The 21859-nt window shown below is 54.6% G+C and carries 28 protein-coding genes; 7 read left to right on the top strand and 21 right to left on the bottom strand.

Annotated features, from left to right (window positions below; all coding sequences use genetic code 11):
* Positions 1–2: 2 nt before the first annotated feature.
* The 3 genes from AC0B60_RS01160 to AC0B60_RS01150 are packed head-to-tail and all read right to left on the bottom strand — an operon-like array spanning position 3 to position 2862.
* Positions 3–1307, bottom strand: a complete 1305-nt coding sequence (locus tag AC0B60_RS01160; RefSeq protein ID WP_465083381.1) for a TRAP transporter large permease — start codon at positions 1305–1307, stop codon at positions 3–5.
* Positions 1297–1791 (bottom strand): TRAP transporter small permease, encoded by a 495-nt coding sequence (locus AC0B60_RS01155; RefSeq protein WP_465083380.1) that lies wholly within the window; start codon positions 1789–1791, stop codon positions 1297–1299. Before AC0B60_RS01155 ends, AC0B60_RS01160 begins: the two co-directional genes overlap by 11 nt.
* Positions 1792–1851: 60 nt before the next feature.
* Positions 1852–2862 carry a DctP family TRAP transporter solute-binding subunit gene (locus AC0B60_RS01150; RefSeq protein WP_465083378.1) on the bottom strand — a complete coding sequence of 337 codons (1011 nt, stop codon included), beginning with the start codon at positions 2860–2862 and terminating at the stop codon, positions 1852–1854.
* A gap of 229 nt (positions 2863–3091) precedes the next feature.
* Between AC0B60_RS01150 and AC0B60_RS01145 the strand changes: the two genes are divergently transcribed.
* Positions 3092–4399 carry a short-chain fatty acid transporter gene (locus tag AC0B60_RS01145; protein WP_465083376.1) on the top strand — a complete coding sequence of 436 codons (1308 nt, stop codon included), beginning with the start codon at positions 3092–3094 and terminating at the stop codon, positions 4397–4399.
* A gap of 104 nt (positions 4400–4503) precedes the next feature.
* On the opposite strand, the gene AC0B60_RS01140 is transcribed toward AC0B60_RS01145, so the two are convergent.
* The 16 genes from AC0B60_RS01140 to AC0B60_RS01065 form a co-directional block, all read right to left on the bottom strand.
* The gene (locus AC0B60_RS01140; RefSeq protein WP_465083374.1) at positions 4504–4944 is read right to left on the bottom strand and encodes a hemerythrin domain-containing protein; all 441 of its coding nucleotides are present in this window, start codon (positions 4942–4944) and stop codon (positions 4504–4506) included.
* 40 nt (positions 4945–4984) lie between these two features.
* Complete coding sequence (locus AC0B60_RS01135; protein WP_465083372.1) at positions 4985–5239, bottom strand: hypothetical protein; 255 nt, start codon at positions 5237–5239, stop codon at positions 4985–4987.
* 164 nt (positions 5240–5403) lie between these two features.
* Complete coding sequence (locus AC0B60_RS01130; protein WP_465083370.1) at positions 5404–6327, bottom strand: M14 family metallopeptidase; 924 nt, start codon at positions 6325–6327, stop codon at positions 5404–5406.
* A gap of 24 nt (positions 6328–6351) precedes the next feature.
* Positions 6352–7041 carry a DUF899 domain-containing protein gene (locus AC0B60_RS01125; RefSeq protein WP_465083368.1) on the bottom strand — a complete coding sequence of 230 codons (690 nt, stop codon included), beginning with the start codon at positions 7039–7041 and terminating at the stop codon, positions 6352–6354.
* A gap of 19 nt (positions 7042–7060) precedes the next feature.
* Positions 7061–7468: a VOC family protein gene (locus tag AC0B60_RS01120; protein WP_465083366.1), complete on the bottom strand. Its 408-nt coding sequence runs from the start codon at positions 7466–7468 to the stop codon at positions 7061–7063.
* A 126-nt stretch (positions 7469–7594) separates the two neighbouring features.
* A complete protein-coding gene (locus AC0B60_RS01115) occupies positions 7595–8626 on the bottom strand; it encodes a branched-chain amino acid aminotransferase (RefSeq protein ID WP_465083364.1) in 1032 nt (343 codons plus the stop codon).
* Positions 8627–8835: 209 nt separating this feature from the next.
* The gene (locus AC0B60_RS01110; protein WP_465083362.1) at positions 8836–9240 is read right to left on the bottom strand and encodes a hypothetical protein; all 405 of its coding nucleotides are present in this window, start codon (positions 9238–9240) and stop codon (positions 8836–8838) included.
* Positions 9241–9287: 47 nt separating this feature from the next.
* Positions 9288–9638 (bottom strand): VOC family protein, encoded by a 351-nt coding sequence (locus AC0B60_RS01105; protein ID WP_465083360.1) that lies wholly within the window; start codon positions 9636–9638, stop codon positions 9288–9290.
* Positions 9639–9773: 135 nt separating this feature from the next.
* Positions 9774–10172, bottom strand: a complete 399-nt coding sequence (locus AC0B60_RS01100) for a DoxX-like family protein (RefSeq protein ID WP_465083358.1) — start codon at positions 10170–10172, stop codon at positions 9774–9776.
* The gene (locus AC0B60_RS01095; RefSeq protein WP_465083357.1) at positions 10165–10602 is read right to left on the bottom strand and encodes a thiol-disulfide oxidoreductase DCC family protein; all 438 of its coding nucleotides are present in this window, start codon (positions 10600–10602) and stop codon (positions 10165–10167) included. The genes AC0B60_RS01100 and AC0B60_RS01095 overlap by 8 nt, the downstream gene beginning before the upstream one ends.
* A gap of 249 nt (positions 10603–10851) precedes the next feature.
* Entirely contained in the window at positions 10852–11241 is a 390-nt protein-coding gene (locus AC0B60_RS01090) for a hypothetical protein (protein ID WP_465083355.1), read from the bottom strand.
* 107 nt (positions 11242–11348) lie between these two features.
* Positions 11349–11711, bottom strand: a complete 363-nt coding sequence (locus tag AC0B60_RS01085; RefSeq protein WP_465083353.1) for a cupin domain-containing protein — start codon at positions 11709–11711, stop codon at positions 11349–11351.
* 184 nt (positions 11712–11895) lie between these two features.
* Complete coding sequence (locus AC0B60_RS01080; RefSeq protein WP_465083352.1) at positions 11896–12456, bottom strand: HD domain-containing protein; 561 nt, start codon at positions 12454–12456, stop codon at positions 11896–11898.
* A 109-nt stretch (positions 12457–12565) separates the two neighbouring features.
* Entirely contained in the window at positions 12566–12979 is a 414-nt protein-coding gene (locus AC0B60_RS01075; RefSeq protein WP_465083351.1) for a GNAT family N-acetyltransferase, read from the bottom strand.
* A 99-nt stretch (positions 12980–13078) separates the two neighbouring features.
* Positions 13079–13483, bottom strand: coding sequence for a GFA family protein (locus AC0B60_RS01070; RefSeq protein ID WP_465083350.1), 405 nt, complete (start codon positions 13481–13483; stop codon positions 13079–13081).
* Positions 13484–13618: 135 nt separating this feature from the next.
* Entirely contained in the window at positions 13619–14023 is a 405-nt protein-coding gene (locus AC0B60_RS01065) for a VOC family protein (RefSeq protein ID WP_465083349.1), read from the bottom strand.
* A gap of 122 nt (positions 14024–14145) precedes the next feature.
* On the opposite strand from AC0B60_RS01065, the gene AC0B60_RS01060 reads away from it, so the two are divergent.
* Together AC0B60_RS01060 and AC0B60_RS01055 are read left to right on the top strand one after the other, a co-directional pair.
* Complete coding sequence (locus tag AC0B60_RS01060) at positions 14146–14382, top strand: addiction module protein (protein WP_113862274.1); 237 nt, start codon at positions 14146–14148, stop codon at positions 14380–14382.
* A 2-nt stretch (positions 14383–14384) separates the two neighbouring features.
* Complete coding sequence (locus tag AC0B60_RS01055; protein WP_465083347.1) at positions 14385–14579, top strand: hypothetical protein; 195 nt, start codon at positions 14385–14387, stop codon at positions 14577–14579.
* Positions 14580–14758: 179 nt separating this feature from the next.
* On the opposite strand, the gene AC0B60_RS01050 is transcribed toward AC0B60_RS01055, so the two are convergent.
* Complete coding sequence (locus AC0B60_RS01050; protein ID WP_465083346.1) at positions 14759–15262, bottom strand: copper chaperone PCu(A)C; 504 nt, start codon at positions 15260–15262, stop codon at positions 14759–14761.
* 28 nt (positions 15263–15290) lie between these two features.
* Entirely contained in the window at positions 15291–17261 is a 1971-nt protein-coding gene (locus AC0B60_RS01045; RefSeq protein WP_465083344.1) for a metallophosphoesterase family protein, read from the bottom strand.
* 104 nt (positions 17262–17365) lie between these two features.
* On the opposite strand from AC0B60_RS01045, the gene AC0B60_RS01040 reads away from it, so the two are divergent.
* The 4 genes from AC0B60_RS01040 (at position 17366) to AC0B60_RS01025 (ending at position 21841) form a co-directional block, all read left to right on the top strand.
* Positions 17366–18370 carry a glycosyl transferase family 90 gene (locus tag AC0B60_RS01040; protein WP_465083343.1) on the top strand — a complete coding sequence of 335 codons (1005 nt, stop codon included), beginning with the start codon at positions 17366–17368 and terminating at the stop codon, positions 18368–18370.
* Positions 18371–18454: 84 nt separating this feature from the next.
* On the top strand, positions 18455–18907 hold the full coding sequence (locus tag AC0B60_RS01035) for a YaiI/YqxD family protein (protein ID WP_465083341.1): 453 nt from the start codon (positions 18455–18457) through the stop codon (positions 18905–18907).
* A gap of 75 nt (positions 18908–18982) precedes the next feature.
* Positions 18983–19945 (top strand): hypothetical protein, encoded by a 963-nt coding sequence (locus AC0B60_RS01030; protein WP_465083339.1) that lies wholly within the window; start codon positions 18983–18985, stop codon positions 19943–19945.
* A 105-nt stretch (positions 19946–20050) separates the two neighbouring features.
* Positions 20051–21841 carry an ABC transporter ATP-binding protein gene (locus AC0B60_RS01025; RefSeq protein ID WP_465083337.1) on the top strand — a complete coding sequence of 597 codons (1791 nt, stop codon included), beginning with the start codon at positions 20051–20053 and terminating at the stop codon, positions 21839–21841.
* Positions 21842–21859 lie beyond the last annotated feature (18 nt).

The raw sequence follows: 21859 nt of genomic DNA, 5'->3' as shown, positions 1-21859 counted from the left end.
ACCTACCATGGCCCTACAACGTACCCCAGCTTCTCAGGCAACCACAACGCAATCCCCGGCACCAACATCACCAGCACCAGGCTGACAGCCATCGCAGCCACAAAAACCATGGCCCAGCCGATGGTGTGCTCCAGCCGGATATTGGCAATGCGGGTGGTGACCATCAGGTTCACGGCGACGGGTGGCGTGAACTGGCCAATGGCGATGTTCATGGCCAGCAGGATGCCGAACCAGATCGGGTTCCAGCCAAAATGCGTCATCAACGGCAGCACGATGGGGATCAGAATCAGATAGATGGAGATAGCATCCAACAACATCCCGGCAATCAGCACCAGAACCATCACCAGTCCCAACAGAACCCAGCCGTTTTCCGAGAGCGACAACAGGGCATCGGCAAGGTGCTGGAAGGTGCCCAGGGTGGTGCCTGCCCAGGCGAAGATACCTGCCAGTGCTATGATGAACATCACCACGCCGGAGGTAACGGCGGCGTCCGTCATCAGGCCCCAGAGGTTCCGCAGGCTGAGATTGCGATACAGCACACAACCGACCAGCACCCCGTATGCCACCGCAACCACGGCCGCCTCAGTGGGTGTGAACAGGCCTGAACGCAGGCCACCAAGGATGATGACTGGCGCAAACAGGGCGGGCAGAGCTGCCTTTAAGCTGGGCCAAAACGGCGGACGCTCCACCGCTTCCGGATCCTCCCAACGGTACTTCTTCGCGAAATACAACGCTGGCGCCAGCAGGGACACGCCCGCCAGGATCCCGGGAAAAATACCAGCGGCGAACAGCGCACGCAGATCAACACCGGGCACCACAATGGAATAGAGAATCAACGCAATAGACGGCGGAATCAAGATCGCGGTAGACGAAGAAGCCGCAATCAACGACGCCGAAAATGGCTTCGGATAACCGGCCTTCTGCATGCTTGGCAGCATCACCATGGCAACAGCGGCCGCATCGGCCGGACCAGAGCCGCTCATGCCCCCCATGATCAGGCACACCAGCACCGCAACAACGGTCAGGCCACCATGCCGGGGGCCGATGATCGACTGGGCAAACCGCACCAACGCGGCGGCAACACCCGCACGCTCAAATATCAGCCCGGTCAGGATAAACAGGGGAATCGCAATCAACGGGTATTTGGCCACGCTGTTATAGGTATTGGTGCCGAACGTGCCCAGCATCGCGGGCGGCAGTCCCGCCACGATACCCACCAGCCCACCCAGGCCCAGGGCAATCGCCACCGGCATGCCCAACAGCAATGCCAGCAGGAAACTGCCAATCATCAGCAGATCAGGACTCATGGATCACCTCCGGGTCTTCCCTACCGCGAAGGCGATCAACCAGGTTCTGGGTCATGCGGATGATGATGGCTGCAGATAGCAGTGGCAGCCAGATCACGTAAATCCAGTTGGGCAACCCCAGGCCCGGTGACAACGACTCCCACTGATATTCCTGCAAAGCAAAGGTACTACCGTACCAGGTCATGATTCCCAGCACCGCTACACCACCCAGCCATTGCAGGACAAATACCACCTTTCGTGCCCAGGGCGGCAGGTAATGCTCTATCAACTCGATGCGAATGTGCTGGTTGTGTCGCGCAGCCACCGCAGCGCCTGCAAAAGTGAGTACCACCAAAAGGAAAACCGAGAACTCTTCGGTAAAGGCGAAAGAGGCATCTGTTGCGTAGCGCACGATCACATTGCCCAGGCTGATAAAGCAGATAGCAACCAGGGCAATGGTGGCCAGCCAGGCATCGAGCCGGAACTTAGGGGGGCGGGACGGCATGGTAACTCCGGTTCGAAAAGAGCGCCCACCGACAATGGTGGGCGCCTGAACAGATCGCTCTTACTGGTTACGGTTGGCGACCGCTTCCTGCGCGTGTTTGACCAGATCCTCGCCAATGCGCGGAGTCCATGTTTCGTAAACCGACTGCGTGGCTTTCATGAAGGCATCACGCTGTTCGTCAGTCAGTTCAGTGACCTCCACGCCACGCTCCTTGATGGCAGCCAGGGTCGCGTCGACTTCGCTACGGGATTTCTCGATTTCCCACTGGCCGGCGTCAATTGCCGCCTGCTTCAACAGCGCCTGATCTTCCGGGCTAAACTGGTCCCAGATGGTATTGCTGACTGCGAACACCAGTGGGTCTGCCATGTAGTGCCAGCGGGTCAGGTACTCCTGGCCAACCTGATCAATACGCGCCACATCAAAGACCGACAACGGGTTTTCCTGGCCGTCAACAGCACCGGTGGTCAACGCCGGCTTGGCATCGGCCCAGCTCATCTGGGTGGGGTTGGCTCCCAGGGCCGTGAAGGTATCTTGGAACAGCGGCGAACCCACAACGCGGATTTTCAAGCCATCCAGATCGGCCGGCTCATCAATGGTCAGCTTGGAGTTGGAGAGCTCACGGAAGCCATTCTCGCCCCAGGCCAGCGGAGTAACACCACGCTTCTTGATCGCCGCGAAGACAGCTTCGCCAGCCTCACCCTGAGTGATCGCATCGATAGCTTCGTAATCCGGCATCAGGAAAGGCAGGGAGAACAGGTTCAGTTCAGGCACCTGTGGCGACCAATTTATGGTGGACCCCACTGACATATCGATCAACCCTGAACGCATGGCCGAAAATTCCTTGGTCTGATCGCCAGAGACCAGCTGGGAATTGCTATAGATTTTCATGTTGATACGCCCATCGGAGCGCTCTTTCACCAGTTCCACCCATTTATCAGCTGCCTGCCCCCAGGGGAAAGCAGACGGCAGCACGGTGGAAACCGTGTATTCATCCTTGTAGTCGGCTTGGGTAACAGCACTGAACAGCAGGGTAGCCGCCGCGGCAGCCAGAAGTGAGCGACGTTTCAACATGTGGTTTTCCTTTTTATTGGGATTATGAAGATCGCTGTGCCGCTATCAGGCAGCGGACCAACAAGTGATTATAGAAATCGGGCTATCTGGGAGCAATAGACGAAGGTGGGAGTACCCTCCCCCAATGAGAGAGCAATGCAATACGGCGAAAGGATAATTGGTGCTACCCCATGCTTTTAGTTTAGCTTGCCAGCAATAAAACAAGCTGGAAAAAATTTTGGGGGTCAATGTGTTAGACAGAGCATCCAAACCAATGGTCAGTCTGGTAGACAAATATCTACCAGACCCCTACCTGTTCGTCATCATACTGACGCTGCTGTCATTCGTTGCCGCTATGGTGTTCCAGGGGCATAGCCCCATGGCGGTGGTAGGGATGTGGGGAGACGGTTTCTGGAACCTGCTGACCTTCTCAATGCAAATGCTGCTGGTATTGGTAACCGGCTTTATGATGGCGAGCACCCCACTGGTGCGTGGCATCCTGAACCGGATTGCAGGCCTTGCCAGAACACCGGGCCAGGCAATTGTACTGGTTACCTTCATCGCGTTGGTCGCCAGTTGGATCAACTGGGGCTTTGGCCTGGTGGTCGGCGCGCTGTTTGCCAAAGCCCTCGCCCGGCAAATCCGCGTACACTATCCGTTGCTGATTGCCAGTGCCTATTCCGGGTTCATTGTCTGGCACGGCGGGCTTGCAGGCTCCATCCCGCTGACAATTGCCACCGAAAACCACTTCACGGCCGACGTGATTGGCGTTATCGGCACCAGCGAAACCATCTTCGCCTTCTTTAACCTTGCCATTGTCGCAGCACTATTTATTGTTGTGCCCTTGGTAAACCGCCTCATGCTGCCCGACGAAAGAGACAGTGTGTACGCAGATCCTAAAATCCTGGACGACGAGCCCGACACCTCCGTTGTTATCAATCGCCCCGCCGACTATCTGGAAAACAGCAGAACGCTTGCCTGGCTGATCGGTTTCAGCGGTATCGCATTTATCTTCCAGTACTTTATTGATGGCGGCGGACTGAACCTGAACATTGTGAACTTCATGTTCCTGTTCGTTGCAATCATCCTTCACCAGACCCCGAAACGTCTGCTTGCCAGCCTGAATGAAGCCGTGAAAGGCGGCGCCGGCATCGTTATCCAGTTTCCGTTTTACGCAGGCATCATGAGCGTGATGACAGCATCTGGACTGGCAGCAAGTATCTCCACCGGTTTTGTGTCCATTGCAAGCGCCGAGAGCTTGCCATTCTGGAGCTTTATCAGCGCTGGGGTGGTCAACATATTCGTGCCATCCGGCGGTGGCCAGTGGGCTGTTCAGGCGCCGGTTATGTTGCCTGCCGCACAAGAGCTTGGCGCTGACATACCGAGAGTAGCCATGGGCGTTGCCTGGGGCGACGCCTGGACCAACCTCCTGCAACCTTTCTGGGCCCTGCCGGTGCTGGCAATCGCCGGGCTGAAAGCCAAAGACATCATGGGCTACTGCCTAATGCTGCTGATCGTCACCGGTATCATCATCAGCGCAGGCCTGACCTGGCTTTAATTGCCATCCCAAATACAAAGGCCGGAGAGTAGCGCTACTCTCCGGCCTTTGACACGGATAAAAGCTATCTAGACACGCCTTCAGTACACGCCTCTAACGCTTCCTCAGGGTGACGCCCTCTTGTCCATCTCCTTTCGGTAATCCGACCCCAATAAAGACTTTTCGTCTTCACCAAGCACTTTGCCGGCGCTGGGAAACACTTCGCGCTCTTCCTCCTCAAGATGATGCAGCAGCTTGTGAGCAAGGTTTTTTGCGTGAGACAGCCACGCTGCGGAGTCCTGTTCAGCACCAGAAACAGCCTCGATCAACTCATCAAGCTCATGATGCTCTGCGACGCTGTGCCTGGCCTTCTCTTGAGTTGCATCAAACTTCATCAATGGGACATAAAAATAACGTTCCTCGGCAAGCGCATGATCTTCCAATTGCTTTTTCAGGTTCAAAAACAGGCGATCACGCTCGTCACTGGCCCCACTGGTTGCAAGTACCTGATCAATCAACTCTCGCTGCGTGTCATGGTCTGCCCGAAGCTGCTCAAAAATAGTCATGTCGGATTTCCTTTCTCAAGCTGAGATTAAACCTACAAAATCACATGCTTTTACCTTGGGTCATATGCCGCTCATGGAGCTCATTGTTATACTCGCCAAGGCGCTCACGAGCGTTTTCAAGCTCTTTCCAAGCTTCCTGTAACTCAGATAAATCTTCCTCAGCGGGCGCCTGATCCTTGGTGCCGCTATCAAGGCTTTCGTATTTGGCATCTATCCGCTCAGCCACATTCTGGTACTTGGCCCAGGCCGCTTGATACTGTTCGCGGTCAGATTTCCAGTTTTGCACGTTTGCCATTGCTTACCTCCCACTGGTGCAATTGAGTGATGGGTAATTTTTTCGCTTCACTCTTCATCACGTTACGGCTGGAAGGGGCTTTTTCAACCAGAGACAAATTACGAAATAGACAGCCGCCCCTCAAAACGACGCACTTTATGTTGCAGAATCCTGGCCACCCTTCCCTACGGTTTTGCCAGCACGTAGTCGATCGCCGCACACACTGCAGCCGCCTGCGCTGCATTGCATTGCTCTGGGGTTACACGTGGGCTGTCGGGATAGACCTCAGTGGTGGTCCTGTAGGGAGCGCGAGTAGTACTGGCGCACAAGCCCAGCTGTTTGAGCGGGTACTGAATGACGCCCGGAGCGGCGACCGGTGAGCCAAAGATCTCGCCGTTACCATCAGCCGGGGCAATGTGCGTCACCTGCCCCACTGCCTCGATCAACGCCTGCTGAAACTCAGGCTGAGGGCTATCGCTGTCATCGACAAGATAGAATCCGTCCGGAATCTCGCCCGGCTCGAACGGATCACCGTCACGGGCCGCGAGCGCCGGCCGAAACTCTGTTTCGTCGGTGTCAGTGGTCTCGTGCAGGTCAATATGCAGCCGTGCACGATCGCGGACAGGCGCCACCAATCGCATCAGCGCCGCTGACTCTTCAGCCAAGCCCCCATCGCGGAACGAACGGTTCGGATCGACCGCATTCGGGTTCCAACGATGAATACGCTCATACGCCCATGGGCTGACACATGGCGCGACCAATAGGTTAACGCGGCCCACGTAATCCGCCGCATGTTGATCAACGAATTGCAGCGCTCCGTGTACACCGCTGGTTTCATACCCGTGTACCCCGCCCGTTACCAACACGACCGGCAAATTGTCGTGCCAGTCGCGACTCCGGATCGCCATCAACGGAAAACTCTCGGGGCCATAGTTCAGATGGCCATACTCTTCCACGTCAAAACGCGAGCTCAGACGCTCGATCACACTCAACACATCAGACTCGTAGCTGCGTTGACGGGTCTGTTGTGACAACCACTCAGCACGTTCCATCTCACCCCAGGGAGTGCCAGGTTTACCGATGGGATAAGGTGCGGGAGCCGTGTTCATATCATCTTTCCTCCATACGAGTTGTCAGACGTCATACTCGTCGTGGCGGCGATTCCATACATAGGGCTCCGTCTGCGGCCAGCCTTCCGGAGAGTCTTCCCACGTTTCCTGACGACCAAAGGGGGTCAAATCCAGGTATGTCCAGAGAGTGCCGAGATATTCGACGCCACGCGCACCCGTATAGTAGGTGCGGTAGATGTCATCTCCGTCGCGAATAAAAACACTGGCACCGTGCCTTTCGCCGTTATCTGTGGTTGCGCCGAAATCGACGTTAAAATCGCTCTCGTAAGACGAATACCACGGAATAGGAGCCGTCCATCCCATCCGCGACCTGTACTGCGTGAGCTTTTCCCTTGGTGCGCGTGACACCATAACCAACGACGTATCGCGAGCATGCAGGTGGGCCGGGTGTGTCATGGCATCGACCAACCAGGAGCAACCGTCGCAGCCAGCATTCCAATCCGGGGCAAACATGAAATGATAGACAATGAGCTGACGGCGCCCTTCAAACAAATCGAGCAAGGATGCTGCGCCATTTTCTCCCTGGAGCGTATAGCGCTTAGCCACCTTCACCATCGGTAACTTCCGACGCTCGGCGTTCAGTGCATCCCGTGCCCGGGTTAACTCTTTCTCTTTTATAAGAAGCTGATCAAGGACTGCTTTCCACTGTTCCGAAGAAACGACCTCCGGTAGTGGCTGTTTATTTGTAGCCATTGCCTGAGTCTCCCACTCACTAGTTCGACAGGTTTAGCTGCCAAGACACACCATACCTATCATTCAACCACCCGAATTTCTGGCTAAAACCGTAATTATCCAGCGGCATTAGCTCTGAGCCACCTTCTGCCAGGGCTTTAAATACTTCCTCAATTTCGCTCGCCGACTCGCACTCAACATACAGTGACACGGAGGGCGTAAACGTAAACTGATGATCAAGGTGGCTGTCGAGCGCCATAAACTCTCGACCGTTTATCTTAAACTTCGCCATCTTCACAGACCCTTCTGGTTCATGCTCGCCGGCTTGGTAACGTTGAATATCGACAATCTCTGAACCAACGAATAGCGAGGTATAGAACCTGATGGCCTCCTCGGCTTTCCCAGCCTGCTCTCCAACAAACATGAGTGACGTCGCAATTGATTTCATCTGTGCCTCCGCTCTAATTGGATAACATTCCGCAGAACTTTTCGGTAATTTTGGAGCCTTGAAGAAGCGGAAACGGCGAACATCTTCAGAACGAGAGCTCGGTGACCCCGTCTCCAGAAGCAACAATCAGCTCAGCCAGCCGAATCTATCTTCAGTTCTACCAGATTGCAGTGCCCGCAGTGCGTCGCTCAGTTTTCGAGTATTAGGGCCGGTGCTACCATCGCCTACCTTGTAAGTAGCACCTTTGTACACAAACGATCCCACACCAGAAAGAACAGCTGCTGTGCCGGATAACGCGGCTTCTCCGGCCTGAATCCAATCCATGACCTCTGCAACGGTAAAATCTCGTTCGATGACTTCATAGTTCAAGTCTCGAGCAAGGGTTATTACCGAATCCCGGGTGACGCCATGCAGAAACGACGCATCCAAAGGCTTCGTAAGCAGCTGAGAATCATTGATCAGGAAAAAGTTCGACGCCCCTGTTTCCTGCACATCGCCGTTCGGGCAGAACAACACCTGATCTGCTCCATGTTCTTTCCTGGCTTTAACGACATGGCGAAGCGCTGAGGCATAATTACCTCCAGCTTTCGCCTGGCCGAAGCCGGGAGTACTCCGCAACTCCTGATCTTCGATCAGGATAGTCAAACCATGATCACCTCTCGAGAAATAATCTCCAACGGGCGACGCCAACACATAGAGCATGGCTTGTGCCGAGGGAGCACCCGCTGCACCGATATTCTCCTCCGTGCCAATCAGTGCCGGCCTTAGGTAGAGCGCACCAGGCGCCTCTGGTATATCGTCAAGGCATAATTCAACGAGTTGGCGGATCATTGCTTCAACAATGTTGGCGGGCGGCAGAGGCAAGCAAAGCAACTCGGCGCTGCGCTGAAAACGTGCAACATGACGGTCAAGGCGAAAGATACGAACGCTGCCGTCCTGCATCCGAAAAGCTTTCATTCCTTCGAAACACGAACTGCCATAATGCAGCACATGAGATGCCGGGTGCAGCGGCAAAGGTCCTACCGGCATCGTCTCCACCTCAGACCAACGCCCATCAGCATAACGGACGAGCGTCATCTGATCAGAAAACGCAGTGCCAAATGGCGAAGCGGTATGATTAGCTGCTGGTACAAGCTTTGCTGACGTGGTTTCTTTCACAGTTGAATGCCTCCGCAGAGACAGCTACCCGTTTGCTTCATTTGTGTACCTCCTTGTCCGTTTGTTTGATTCCGTCAAAACCTGGGCGGAATGAACTGTTACATGCCTACCACTTTTTCACCGCCAAGTAAGTACATCTTATTTTCAGATTCTCCTACTCTGACACATCAACTTCAGTTCAGGCCGCGCACTGCTGCGGCCTATTAGTTTTACACCTCAATGTACCACTTGGGTTTCATGCGCCCGAAATCCCTGCGAACATTTGCTTTCAGTGCCTTTTTGGAATCCAACACCTTTGCCTCACCACTCTCTCTGACAAAGACTACCCAATGCCAGAACGGCTTATCACGCTCTATGTGCCACTTGATAGCCAAGAGGGCCTTGTCGGGAAGGCAGTCCCAGGAATCAAATGGCGTTTCTTTAGGCGACACCGAGAGACCAAACTCCTGTAGAAGTTTCCGGACATGATCTGTCTCTGACCAAAGCGCCGTATCGTCGGCGTAAATACCCAGCGCGTTTGCAGTCCGTTTAGCCTCGGCATAACTGATGCCTGCTAAAGCTGCACTTGCGGCTATACCACAACCAGTGGTTTCTTCCTGAACAACGGGTTCCATACCTTTACCCACTAACACGGAGCGAATTGTTAGAGCATCCCCTACGGTTACTCATGCTGTAATACGTTGATGAGCTTCCCGAACGGATCACGGACATAAAACCTGCGAACGCCCCAAGGTTCACTTACCGGCCCGTACTCAATCTCAACATTTCCGTTCTTCACTCTCTCCAAAGCGATCTCCAGGTTATCAACCTCTATAGAGAGGTCAGGGACTGGCGTGCCAGAGCCACCTTCCGATGCCACACTTACCTGAGTGGTCATTTCCTCGCCCGAGCTATAGGTTCGTATCCACCCATGATCCATCACGACCTTCAGTCCAAAAATAGCCGAGTAGAACTTCTCTGCTTCTGAGGGGGTTGCCGCCGCTATGTTGGTAACTATTCGTTTTACCTTCATTTTGTCTCCCTCAGATTGAGGTTCACTTAGCTCTAACCAGGCAGTATAGTCGCCACTGGCTCGGCACCCTCTTCTGCCTGACCCTATCAAAACCGGGGGGTTTCAGATTCTATCTACAGCCTCAAAACATCGTCATCACGCACTTGTCGCTACATTCGCCAAGCGCTGAAGGTGCAAACCAACGACTGAAAGTGCTATCACCGCAATGTTAGTTGTCATTGGGTTAAACGCAGCGCCTAACAACACCGGCTGAAACATAACTACAAATCCTAACAGGCCGACCATTGCTGCCAAGGTCAAAAGCAGAGGCCAGCGTTGGCGCCAGAATGCCAAAACGGCAATTGAGATAGCTATCTCAACCACCCCACCAATAGTAGCCATCATTTCCGCACCAGACCGAGATAGCCCGATAGCCATACTCATTGCCAGCTCATCTTCGTGCGGATCTATCAGTTTTGGAACCAATCCATGATAGAACCAAACAAAGGCAATTGTGCACCGACAAACTGCGTAACTGAGAAATGTACTATTCACCTAGGAACCTGGAGTCATGATCCTTATTCGGAACAACGCACGTCTCATATCGACCGAATAGCCTGTAACGATTTAATGCGACACGATCGTAAAGCCAATCCCGGATAAATGATGGTACAGCCCAGCCGATACACGCAAGTGGCCAAGGCCAAGGAAGCCGCCGCATCACTCTCAAAAATGCCGAAGATTTCGTGTAAATGTGCCCTCCCTCAACCAGCAACATTGTCTCGTAATAATCGGTTGGAAATCCGTGCCATTGCAGTACAGCTTTTCCTTCCGATGATTGTACGGTTGCCAGCTTGAACTGACGTTTCCTATCAAACTTGATAAGAAAACGTGCCCAGGCTGAGCAAAGTCGACATCCCCCATCAAACAGAACTACCCGTTCCTCTGACGCTACACCTGGTGAAAATCGCGATTTTTGATTCATAAATAAGTGGGCTTCCCCAAAACAGACACACTCCATCAGTTGTTCCCCTCGAACTCTAGCGAAGTCCGACAACCAAGACTACTGTGACGCCAGGCATTCATGCTGCGCGTCGTGACTTCTCGGTTTCCTTGCCAGTCTTGATAGCAGGCATCGGTTTCCTCCCTTTGCGGAGTTATCGATGCGTGCCTATTGAAGTGGGGGGGGGAAGTGCAAAACGAACTTTATTGAATTGTTATGCATCCCCCAGACCTAGAACGCCATTGCCGCTGATATCGCCACGATCAGTAGCCCGACCCATCCCGGGTGCATTCCTTTAGTTGCGAAAAGAACCAATGCGCTGGATACGCCCATTGAAATTGCCACCGCTCGGAGAAATAAGCCTCGGACATCGGTGACCGGATAAAGAGACATGAAAACGAGTACCCCCGCAATGGCCAGACCGAATACTGAAACGATGTGCCATGTGGCCCACAATATTCTGACGTAACGCTCTCTGAGGACCGGCTGCCCCCGCGTTGGGACAATTGTCTCCTTACGCATGCGCTTGAAAATCAGAACTTCGCCAAGCACAGAATGGACGACCGCTACAACGATGGCGACCAGTCCACCAACTAACAACCAGCTTTCACTCGCCATCATCCATCCAAAGTCCGATTTTTCGGTTCATTATCAAAAATGCACCCAAGTGAGAACTCACCATCACCAACGGAGACTCTATGGAGAACTGCCGCAGATTATCAGCTGCTTCAAATCCAGGCACCTTCCGCCGTGCGGCTACCGCCCTCGTCCCCGGTATTCACGACTCCCCTCGGTTCTATAAGTAAAACCTTCGCCTCGCGTTCCGCATAGGGCTTATGTTCAACGCCTTTTGGAACCACATACATTTCACCCTCGGCAAGATTCACATGGCCATCTCTGAAATCAATTCTAAGACTGCCCTCAAGCACAATGAACGTCTCGTCCGTCTCCTTATGGTCGTGCCACACAAAATCTCCTTGGATTCTGACTACCTTAAACTGATAGTCATTCATCTCGGCAATCAACTTGGGCGACCACTGCTCATCAAAGAGATCGAGCTTGTTTTTGAAGTTTATCGCCTTGTAGCTCATGTGAACTCCTCTTCGATTGCAGTCGTCATCCCCACTTGGGTGGCGCCAGCCCGGAGGCCTTTGGGATGGCCTCCGTTTGTGGATTTCCCCCTCCGCTTTCGGATGGAATTTGAACCACTCCAACTTTCGAGCTCTTCACACAGTCATCCTTGTTAAATGCTGACGCCTAGCACGGAGTAGAGGTTTACTCAAAGTGTTTTTCTACCAACTCTTCTGCTTTGGACCAAAGACTGAATGAACCTTCGTTGATAGTCGGCCCATAGCGCTCCCTTACTTGAGCTTTTGTGACATTGGATTCAGCCCAAGTACCTCCATCGGTAGCAATGTTATGGATGAGAGGCTGCATTCTATCTAGCGCTTTAGCAAATACAGCATCATCACTAGTCCCCGCTTCAAACTCTTGCCAAAGCTCAATCAACTCCTTGCCTTGACTCTCTGGAAGAAGGCCAAATATACATCGTGCTGCTTGCTGCTCCAAAAGATCCTGATTCTCTCTATTCGCAGATTCATGTATTGGGTGATCACCGGCATCAATCTCTACAATATCGTGGATTAGAAGCATGCGAATCACACGGTTGATATCTATTTCTTGATTTGATGATTCGGACAGGATTAACGCATACATGGCCAAATGCCAGGAGTGCTCGGCTGAATTCTCCTTGCGAGACCGGTCGATGAGCGGAGATTTCCGCACCACATTTTTGAGCTTATCTATCTCACGCAGAAACGATAGTTGTCGATCCATAGCTGAACCTTGAACAATTTAAAAAGGTGAACATTTAGGCGGCGACCTTATAGAAGCGACAACAGAGCCACAGAAAGGGCATCCGGCGGCCGCATACTGCTAAGACTTTTTATAAATCAGTGACTTTTGTGCTCATGAGAGCACTGTTTCCAGCGAAGCCAAACTTCTCGTACAGCTCTTGAGCATCACGGGTTTGCAACACCATTTGAGTTTCCTTAATTGAAGGGTGCGCGACCAAACATTCCATCATCCACTGCCCCAAGCCGGCACCTCTAAACTCTGGCTCAACCACAATATCCGCTACCCAGGTAAACGTAGCACTATCGGTGACTGCCCGCCCAAAACCAATCTGCGCCGAACCAAAGTAAAGACTGAAGCAGATGGAACCCGCAACCATGCGCTCTATGATTTCTCTGGGGCGGCGGTCACCCCAATAGGTTGTAGCAAGCAAGCGGTGGACGACATCCAGTTGCACCTTGGATACGTCATCAGTAATTAGGTAATCGTCCTTGCGCACTTCCATCAGATGGCTACTCCCTGATTTGTAACGTCTGGGCCGGTACGGAGTGCAGCCGAGGAAACCAAACGCGGCCACTCTTTCAGTGCCTGGTTAACTACCCAGTTATGCACTATCCGGACCCTGCGCATAATATTGAGTCACTGTATCTGGTAAAACTTCCCACGCAGCCTTTGAACCCACAAAGATGTGCATACCAATCTCGATGTTCGGATCACCGTTAACGCAACCCAATGTCACGCCATGAATGACGCCATCAAAAATGCCACAAAGCGTAGACCCGCATCTACTACAAAACTGCAACCCAAAACCATGACTGCCGACGTAGGATGTGAGCAATCCGTCGCCAGACAACCACCTGAACTCAGTTGGTTCAACCAATGCGTATGCTGACGCCTGGGAGCTGAATGCTTTGCGGCAGCGGGAACAGTGGCAAGACCTCGCATCACGAAGTCTGCCATCGACTTGGTACTTCACCTCTCCGCAGAAACACTCGCCGGTTATCGGCATTCCATTCTCCTTGGTGCATAACTCGGAGCTCACCAATGGCCTTTACAGAGCGGAACGGAGACAAAGGCATCCGAGTGAAACGCCTGGTTAGCTGCTTCCAAGCATGTACGCACGAAGCTGCCGATGGCTCCGCCACTACGTCAGGTCCTGATAAGGGTTGTAGGCTACTTCCCAATAATGACCTTCCGGATCTTGAAAATAACCGGAGTAGCCGCCCCAGAAAACCTCCACCGCCGGTTTAATGAGTTGGGCGCCTGCAGATACTGCCTGATCGAGGACAGCATCAACTTCTGACTTGCTTGCAACATTGTGTGCCAGCGTAATGCCCGAAAAGCCAACCTGAGTGGAAGCTGCTAACCCGATGTCCTTAGCCAACTCCTCCCGCGGGTAGAGCGCCAACCAAGTTCCTTCCAGACTGAAAAAGGATATGGTGCCACCTTCAAAGTCGTGCTTTGGCAGACCGAGACCTTCACCATAGAAGCGAGTGGCCCTCTGCAGATCCTCCACACCAAGCGTGATAACACTGATCTTCGGTTTCATGATTCCCTTCCTAATGTATTTATAACCGGCGAAATTGAGCGCCAGAGAGATTGAGTCCACAGTCCCTTGTTAGGGCCATTGAATCGGGATAGCATAATCGTATCGCCAGTCGCGGAGGCACCATGACCACCGAAACATTAGACCACCTACGCTCCCAGATTTCGACTCTCTCCGAGTCGGAACGTGCAGCGCTGGCTCGCGAGATCATAATGAGCCTGGACGGCCCTCGCGACGACTCTGTCGAGCAGGCTTGGAACGATGAAATCGTTCGCCGTGTATCCAAGGTCAAGAGCGGAAAAGCCACGCTGCTGAGCCGTGAAGAATTCCGATCAAAGATGCGAGCTAGGTTAGGCCAGTAACAGTGCGAACGGTAAGGATACTGGAAGAAGCCTCGCAGGAAGCAATAGAGGCAGCAGCATGGTACGAATATGAGCAGGCTGGACTTGGAGCTGAGTTTTTCGCTGCCATTGATGCCACCATCGACGTGATTGAAGAAAACTTTATCCTCTTATCACCTCTCCCGAAGAAGCTGGCGATACCGGTGCAAAACGTCTAATCCTCGACCGCTTCCCGTACGACATAGTCGCGATTGAGTTGCCGGAAGAAACGGTCGTAATTGCCATTGCCCACCACTCCCGAAAGCCTGGCTATTGGCTGGGACGTAGTAAGCCCTAGCAGTGTGTTATACGAACTTGGGCGTATATCCAGCGTTCGTAAAACCCCAGTCAACATCAATCAATGCCCGGAATGATCCATTCCGTGCTCGTCCATCTTCATATCGCCATCCAGCGGTTCAACATGCAGCATTACGTCCATTGAATCCACGCCGTCGAAGCTCATCGTCAGAGGCACGCGCTCGCTTTCCTTCAATGGTTTATCCAGCTTTTCCAACATCAGATGGTAGCTGTGGGGTTTCAGTTCTACGGTTTCACCGGCGGGGATGGTCAGGCCACCTTTCAGGGGGCGCATGCTCATGGTGCCGTCAGTCATGGTGCTTTCGTGGATAGAGACGCTCTCTGCCCTTGGGGTAGTGGCGCTGGTAAAGGTGATGTCTTTGTCGCTGTGATTGGTAATAGCCATATAGCCAACGCCCATGGGCACTCCGGGGGGCGTTGGGCGGCTCCAGGGGTGATTAACAGTGAGGGTATCCGTGGAGTGATCGTGGGCCATGGCCGGGGTGATGATCAGTGTGTAGCAGGCGATCAGAGCGCTGGTGGCCAGTTTTTTGAGTGAGTTCATGTTCCTTTTTACCTCGTCTACGGTTGTTTTAATGGGAATGATCGTCGGGGCCATGGCGTTCCGGTTTCCGAAACTGTGTGCCGCCAGAGCGCGAGTTCAGTTGCCGAATGTTGGTTGGTGCACCGGTTTCATCCAGTTCCACCATGCCAATGCCGGCGTTGTTCCATAGCCGTTCGCCGGCGTCGCGACCTTCCGGCATCCTGGGGGTTACGCGCATGCGCCGGCGTTTGGTAAACCAGTTCAGCGGGGACCAGGGCGCGTAAAGCCAGCGGTTGATCCTGTCCAGCCACTCCATAAGGGTGTGGGGGAATTCGTTCTTAATGCCGCTGCTGGTGATTTGCCAGATTCTGGGCCGTTCCGGCCTGTGGCGCAGTCGAACATCGTAGACGAAGGAATAATGCACGTCACCCGAGAGGATCACGAAAGTTTCCGGTGTGCGGGAGTGGCCGAAGATATTGAGCAGCACGTTGGCGGCGCCCCGGTGGGCCATCCAGTTCTCGGCGTCTACCACCAACGGTTTGCCAAAGAAGGTAAACACGCTCTGGATGGCTTCGATCAGTTTCACGCCGAACATAGGGGCGGGAGACACAACAATCACGGCCTTTTCGCCCATCACATCCTGCTGGAATTCCGTCAGCGCCTCCCAGTCCAGCAAGCCGGAGGGGCGGGCGCGGTTGAGTTCGCTTCGCCAACGGCGGGTGCGGGTGTCCAGCACCACCACCTTGGGTGACGTTTGCAGGGTGTAGTGCCATTGCTGGAACTGCAGCAGGGTATCGATTAACTGGTCCTGCCCGGTTTGGTCGAACACACCGCCCTGCTCTGCCGAGGCGGCCAGTTCCTTGATGTCAGGCATGATGTCATCAAACGCATCGGGGTTATTGCCCCAGCCCTGGCACAAAAGGTAGGCCACCAGGGCATTGCCAACGATGCGCCGGGAGAACGGGTGTTCGTAAGTTGTAGTTTCCCAAAGGGCAGACAAATTCCAGTCGTCAGTAACGTCGTGATCGTCAAAGATCATGTAGGTGGGCAGGTGCGCCAGCGCCCGGGAAGCTCGCGGCAAGCCGGCAACGAAGTCATCAATGGCGGCCTGCTGGTCCTGAAAAACGGCGGCGTCCTCGGAAGACAATGCGGGCTGGTCCCGCTCTACCAGTTCCCAGCACACAGGTGACCAAACCAAGAGGTACATGGCCATCACTTCGCTGAGGGAGATCAAGTGATTATGGGCACTGGCGGTGGTGAATACGGGCTTTCGCACACCGCCGAAGAATCGCTCGATCAGCGCCTCGTTACTACGCACATCCGGTAGCAGTTTCTCACGGTGAAAGTAAGTATCTGCGTTTTCCCGCAAGGTTTTGCTGTCGCTGACCGAACCACCAGAAAGCGCTTCCTCATAGAGCCCCAAGCGATTGATCAAGTGGTGTATGGCCCGCAGCATGGGGCCGGCCACATCGTCCGCGTAGATCTGATCGCCGGCCAGCAGCAGCATTGCCGGCCGCCCAGAGATGTTGTCTCCGGCGTCCAATAGCGATTGATCCACTCTTACCATGCCATCGGCAGCGGCAGAATGGGGCCGGCGGCATGAGCCGTGGGCGATCCTGTCCAACCGCTCACGGATTATGAAATCAGGCCGTTCGGAGTCCGGCAAGCACAGGTGTGGTGCCCATTCCCGTATCCAGCGCACGCCGCTTCCATCTGCATTCGGGGCGCCTTCCATAACACCCAAGTCGTACCCCACGCGGGTATTTGCCGGCAAGGCTTCGTCAGTTTCAACGTCGATCAGGTAGAGATAGGCATGCGTTCCGAAACGCACTCTGGTGACGTTTCTCTCCACCAGTACCCGATCCATCCACGGCTCGTCCGAATCCGGCAGATACAGGCGCAGCCTCAAAGAAAGCGCGCACGAGCCAACCAGCCAGAGCGTGATCCGGTTAAACGTGGTGTGCCGGAGAATCGGCCCGGCCAACACCGGCGGCAGAGGCTGTAAAGACGGCTCACCCATTTCATCCTCCTGACACACTTTGATGTTTTATTGATGTTTGCCTGACATTTCCTTGCACTTAGCCCGTTACGGTAGGGCGTCTAAATCAACGTCCGGTGACAACAATGCGAGTCGGTGACAATTTTTCCAAGAATCTGCACAAACTGGGTTACTACTCCGGTAACGCGGTGCGCTCCCTGATTCCCCGAGCCTACTGGCAACGCCAATGCGACCTGCTGATGGCAGCTTACGAGGCAGAAACACCCGAGCGCAAGGCGGCCATCGACGCCAGGGTAGCCTATTACAATCGCCTGTCGGCACCGTTCACACTGCCGTCAACGTCAGAACCCGCCGGTGATTTTACTTTCGCGGGCAAGAGTAGCGCTTACTGCTTCGATTTTCGCAACCTTATCCAGTGTTTCCCCCGGCACTGCCAAGTGGACTACCAATTCGGGGATGTTACGGAGATTCCCGACGAAGCCCGTTTCGTGAAAAGCCGGCCCGTGCGGCAGAATGGATCCAACCGCAACTCAGTCTTACTCAAACTCAACACGGTTCGGCATTACCAGTTTTTTGAGGACCCAACACCGTTTCGCCAGAAGAAGCCCGTGGCGGTGTGGCGGGGCAAGTCCAACCGCCAGCACCGTATCGATTTCGCCACACGCTTTATCGGCCACCCCTTGTGCGATATTGGCTGTACCCTGCATAAGGAACCCGAGGCACAGTCCTACCACAAGGGCTTCATGGGCATTGACGAGCAGTTGCAGCACCAGTTCGTGGTGAGCGTTGAAGGTATTGATGTGGCGACGAACCTGAAGTGGATCATGGCCTCCAACTCCCTGTGCCTGATGCGCCGACCCCGCTTCGAAACCTGGTTCATGGAAGGTGCGCTAGTGCCCGGTTACCACTACGTGGAACTGACGGACGACCACTCCGACTTGCCGGAGAAGGTTCGTTACTACCAGGATCACCCAGACGAAGCCGAGGCGATCATTGCGAACGCCAACCGGTACGTGGAGAAGTTTTTTGACCAACAAATGGAACTGACCATTGCACTGTTGGTGATTCAGAAATACCTTCAACTGAGTGGACAGGAGGTTTATAGCGTTCCAAAGCTCAAGGCCGGTTAAAAGGTTCCTGTGTTGTGAAATTTCCTTGGTTCCACCTGCTAAAGGTAAACTTCGCCCATAACTGAGCAAATACAGGAACCAACCATGCCAATCTGGGTCGACGCCGATGCCTGCCCCGTGCCTATCCGTGAAATTCTCTGCCGCGCTGCCACCCGCTGGCAGGTGGACACCACGTTCATCGCCAACCACGCCATCAACCTGCCCCCGAGCCCCTACATCAAGCGCCGGCAGGTACCCCAGGGTTTCGACGTGGCCGACAATGACATTATCGACCAGATGGAAAAAGGCGACCTGGTGATCACCCAGGACATCCCCCTGGCTGCCGAAGCCATCGAAAAAGGCGCGGACGTGTTTAACCCGCGCGGCCAGGCTTTCACCAAAGAGAACATCCGGCAGCGCCTGGCCATGCGCAACTTCATGGAAGAAATGCGCAACGCCGGCCAGGTCACCGGTGGTCCCGCGCCCTTCAGCCAGACCGACCGCAAGGAATTCGCCGACAAGCTCGACCGTTGGCTGCAACAGAATAAGAAACGTTAATTAGCGGGGGCTGGAAATCGCTGGAGCCATCATCCAAGGTACGGAGGTAGCCAAGCCAACGCCGGGAGGACAATCATGAGCCAGAAGCCCGCCGACCTGTCCCGTTTCGAGCGCTATGAACCGGGAACCCGCGAATACACCCTTGCTATCATTACTGACGAAGACCACGCCTCCCAGGTTGAGTTGGAAGATGGCCAGACCGCCTGGAAATCTACTCTCCGTTACGACAAGCTCTATCGCGACGTGCATCCGGATACCGGAAAAGTGAGCTACCGCCTGGAAGAGATCCCGGAGGACCAGGGTGGTGAACACCACCTTATTAGCCTGATTGCCGAGGGCGGCCGTGGTGCGGAGTTCTCCGAACTGGTGCAGTTTGGACAGCGGTTGGTCACTTTTGATGACCGCACCGGCTTGGTGTGCGAGATCCGCAATGAGAACCAGCTTGTTCCCCGCCACATCCTGATGACCGGTAGCGGTGACGAGAAGTTCAAAGGTTTTAAAAGCGAGTGGGCTACTTTAAAAGGCGACAATATGATTGTCGGCAGCCATGGCAAGAAGCCCCAGGAAGAGTGGATCAAGGTATTGGACCGGCAGTACGCACTGAGCAGCATCGACTGGCGGGAAAACTACCAACGCATACGCGATGCCCTGGCGGTTGGGCCGAACGGCTACGTGATCCACGAGGCCGCGGAGTGGCATCCCGACCGCAAGGAATGGCTGTTCTTCCCCCGCAAAATTTCAACGGAGCCCTTCGACGAACCTATCGATGAACGGGAACGCGGCGCCAACACCCTGATCGTCGCAGACGAGGATTTCAGCAACATCCGTACCCTCACAGTTGGCGAACGGGTGCCGGAACGGGGAATATCCTCGTTCAAGGTCATCCCAGGCTACCCCAATGAGTGCGTTGGCCTGAAAAGTGTTGAAATCGGTGATCATACTGAAACCTGGCTGTTCTGCTTCAACCTGGACGGCGAGGTTTTGCAGGAAGACACCCTGGTAGGCCGCTACAAATGTGAGGGCGTGGAGATTCTGTAGCAAAAGATTCCCCGCGCTTCGGCGGGGCTTCATGATAATGATTCTCTTTTAACCGACGGACAAATCCGCTACCCTTGCCGCTTTCTGGCGCAAGCGGAGCGAACCATGACAGAGTCTTCCCCTCATACCACCAGCAGCTTTGCCGCCCTGGGACGACTGCTGAAATACGCTCGCGGTTACCGTCGCCAGATCATTGCCGCCACCACCTGTTCCGTCATCAACAAACTGTTCGATATCGCTCCGGAAATCCTGATCGGTATCGCCATTGATGTGGTGGTGAACAAGGAAGAAAGCTTCGTTGCTGGTTTGGGGTTCGATACGGCCCAGGAACAGATCACCATTCTGGCCGTCCTGACGTTTTTCATCTGGGCTGGCGAGTCCATATTCGAGTACCTATTTCAGATCCTCTGGCGCAACCTGGCCCAGCGCCTGCAATCTGACCTTCGGCAGGATGCCTACGAACACGCCCAGAAGCTCGACATGAGCTTCTTCGAGGCCCGTAGCTCTGGTCAGCTGGTCGCTACCATGAACGACGACGTCAACCAGTTGGAGCGCTTCCTGGATGGCGGCGCCAACGCGATGATTCAGGTGGTGGTGACGGTCGTTGCCGTGGGCGCTGTGTTTTTCGTGTTATCACCGCTCATTGCCCTGCTGGCGTTTACTCCGATTCCGCTGATCATCTGGGGAGCGTTCTACTTCCAGCGCAAGGCAGGCCCGCTGTATGCCGACGTGCGTGAGAAAGTAGGTGACCTGTCCAGCCGATTGGCGAACAATCTGGGCGGCATTGCCACCATTAAGAGCTTTACGGCCGAGAACCGGGAAGCGGAGCGATTAAAGGCCAGCAGCGAAGCCTATGTGGATGCCAACCGCCGGGCCATTCGCATCAGCTCCGCGTTTATTCCGGTCATCCGCATGGCAATTCTGGCGGGTTTCCTGGCCACCTTTACTGTAGGCGGCATGATGGCGTTGGAAGGTTCGCTGAATGTGGGCGCCTACGGCGTGCTGGTGTTCCTGACCCAACGTCTGCTGTGGCCTCTGACCGGCCTTGCGGAAGTGATTGACCTTTTTGAACGGGCCATGGCGAGCACCCGCCGCATTCTGGACCTGTTGGCTGAGCCGGTTCACGTGCGGGACGATTCCGGCAAAACACTGGAACAACCGGTGAAGGGCGAAGTCACCTTCGAGGGTGTGAGCTTCCACTATCCGTCCAGTGGTGCCGGTATTGATGACATTTCTGTCGCGGTACCAGCCGGAAACACCTTGGCGCTAGTCGGGGCAACGGGTTCCGGTAAGTCCACACTGATCAAGCTGTTGCTGCGTTTCTATGATCCTACGGGCGGCCAGATCCGCATCGACGGCCAGCCTATCCAGTCCGTCAGCCTGAAATCTCTGCGGGAGGCCATCGGCCTGGTCAGCCAGGACGTGTACCTGTTTGAGGGCAGCATCCGTGACAATCTTGCCTACGGCTCCCCCGGCGCGAGTGACGAACAGATTACTGAAGCTGCCAAGACGGCGGAAGCCTGGTCATTCATTGAAGCACTACCAGAGGGACTTGCCACCGCCGTGGGTGAACGCGGGGTTCGGCTTTCCGGTGGCCAGCGCCAGCGCCTGTCACTGGCCCGCGCACTACTGAAAGACCCACCCATCCTGGTGCTCGACGAAGCCACCAGTGCCGTGGACAACGAAACCGAGGCAGCCATCCAGCGCTCCTTGAAACGGATCGGGCACAATCGCACGGTGATCATGATTGCGCATCGGCTGTCCACCATTGTGGATGCGGATACCATTGCCGTCGTCGCCGGCGGCCGGGTTCTGGAATCCGGCCGCCACGAGGAACTGCTGGAGAACAACGGCCCCTACTCCGCGCAGTGGCGAGTTCAGACCGGCCAGGCGTAACAGCCGGTCGGTCCCCTT

The sequence above is a fragment of the Marinobacter sp. V34 genome (assembly GCF_055524115.1).
Note: the sequence above shows the minus strand (reverse complement) of the source record. Positions and strands in the feature narration are given on the sequence as shown.

Bases quoted from the DNA above. Each gene is read 5' to 3' on its own strand.
- AC0B60_RS01160 (WP_465083381.1), bottom strand. From the start codon at position 1,307: ATGAGTCCTGATCTGCTGATGATTGGCAGTTTCCTGCTGGCATTGCTG.
- AC0B60_RS01155 (WP_465083380.1), bottom strand. From the start codon at position 1,791: ATGCCGTCCCGCCCCCCTAAGTTCCGGCTCGATGCCTGGCTGGCCACC.
- AC0B60_RS01150 (WP_465083378.1), bottom strand. From the start codon at position 2,862: ATGTTGAAACGTCGCTCACTTCTGGCTGCCGCGGCGGCTACCCTGCTG.
- AC0B60_RS01140 (WP_465083374.1), bottom strand. From the start codon at position 4,944: ATGACTATTTTTGAGCAGCTTCGGGCAGACCATGACACGCAGCGAGAG.
- AC0B60_RS01135 (WP_465083372.1), bottom strand. From the start codon at position 5,239: ATGGCAAACGTGCAAAACTGGAAATCTGACCGCGAACAGTATCAAGCG.
- AC0B60_RS01130 (WP_465083370.1), bottom strand. From the start codon at position 6,327: ATGAACACGGCTCCCGCACCTTATCCCATCGGTAAACCTGGCACTCCC.
- AC0B60_RS01125 (WP_465083368.1), bottom strand. From the start codon at position 7,041: ATGGCTACAAATAAACAGCCACTACCGGAGGTCGTTTCTTCGGAACAG.
- AC0B60_RS01120 (WP_465083366.1), bottom strand. From the start codon at position 7,468: ATGAAATCAATTGCGACGTCACTCATGTTTGTTGGAGAGCAGGCTGGG.
- AC0B60_RS01110 (WP_465083362.1), bottom strand. From the start codon at position 9,240: ATGGAACCCGTTGTTCAGGAAGAAACCACTGGTTGTGGTATAGCCGCA.
- AC0B60_RS01105 (WP_465083360.1), bottom strand. From the start codon at position 9,638: ATGAAGGTAAAACGAATAGTTACCAACATAGCGGCGGCAACCCCCTCA.
- AC0B60_RS01095 (WP_465083357.1), bottom strand. From the start codon at position 10,602: ATGAATCAAAAATCGCGATTTTCACCAGGTGTAGCGTCAGAGGAACGG.
- AC0B60_RS01090 (WP_465083355.1), bottom strand. From the start codon at position 11,241: ATGATGGCGAGTGAAAGCTGGTTGTTAGTTGGTGGACTGGTCGCCATC.
- AC0B60_RS01085 (WP_465083353.1), bottom strand. From the start codon at position 11,711: ATGAGCTACAAGGCGATAAACTTCAAAAACAAGCTCGATCTCTTTGAT.
- AC0B60_RS01080 (WP_465083352.1), bottom strand. From the start codon at position 12,456: ATGGATCGACAACTATCGTTTCTGCGTGAGATAGATAAGCTCAAAAAT.
- AC0B60_RS01075 (WP_465083351.1), bottom strand. From the start codon at position 12,979: ATGGAAGTGCGCAAGGACGATTACCTAATTACTGATGACGTATCCAAG.
- AC0B60_RS01070 (WP_465083350.1), bottom strand. From the start codon at position 13,483: ATGCCGATAACCGGCGAGTGTTTCTGCGGAGAGGTGAAGTACCAAGTC.
- AC0B60_RS01065 (WP_465083349.1), bottom strand. From the start codon at position 14,023: ATGAAACCGAAGATCAGTGTTATCACGCTTGGTGTGGAGGATCTGCAG.
- AC0B60_RS01060 (WP_113862274.1), top strand. From the start codon at position 14,146: ATGACCACCGAAACATTAGACCACCTACGCTCCCAGATTTCGACTCTC.
- AC0B60_RS01050 (WP_465083346.1), bottom strand. From the start codon at position 15,262: ATGAACTCACTCAAAAAACTGGCCACCAGCGCTCTGATCGCCTGCTAC.
- AC0B60_RS01045 (WP_465083344.1), bottom strand. From the start codon at position 17,261: ATGGGTGAGCCGTCTTTACAGCCTCTGCCGCCGGTGTTGGCCGGGCCG.
- AC0B60_RS01040 (WP_465083343.1), top strand. From the start codon at position 17,366: ATGCGAGTCGGTGACAATTTTTCCAAGAATCTGCACAAACTGGGTTAC.
- AC0B60_RS01035 (WP_465083341.1), top strand. From the start codon at position 18,455: ATGCCAATCTGGGTCGACGCCGATGCCTGCCCCGTGCCTATCCGTGAA.
- AC0B60_RS01030 (WP_465083339.1), top strand. From the start codon at position 18,983: ATGAGCCAGAAGCCCGCCGACCTGTCCCGTTTCGAGCGCTATGAACCG.
- AC0B60_RS01025 (WP_465083337.1), top strand. From the start codon at position 20,051: ATGACAGAGTCTTCCCCTCATACCACCAGCAGCTTTGCCGCCCTGGGA.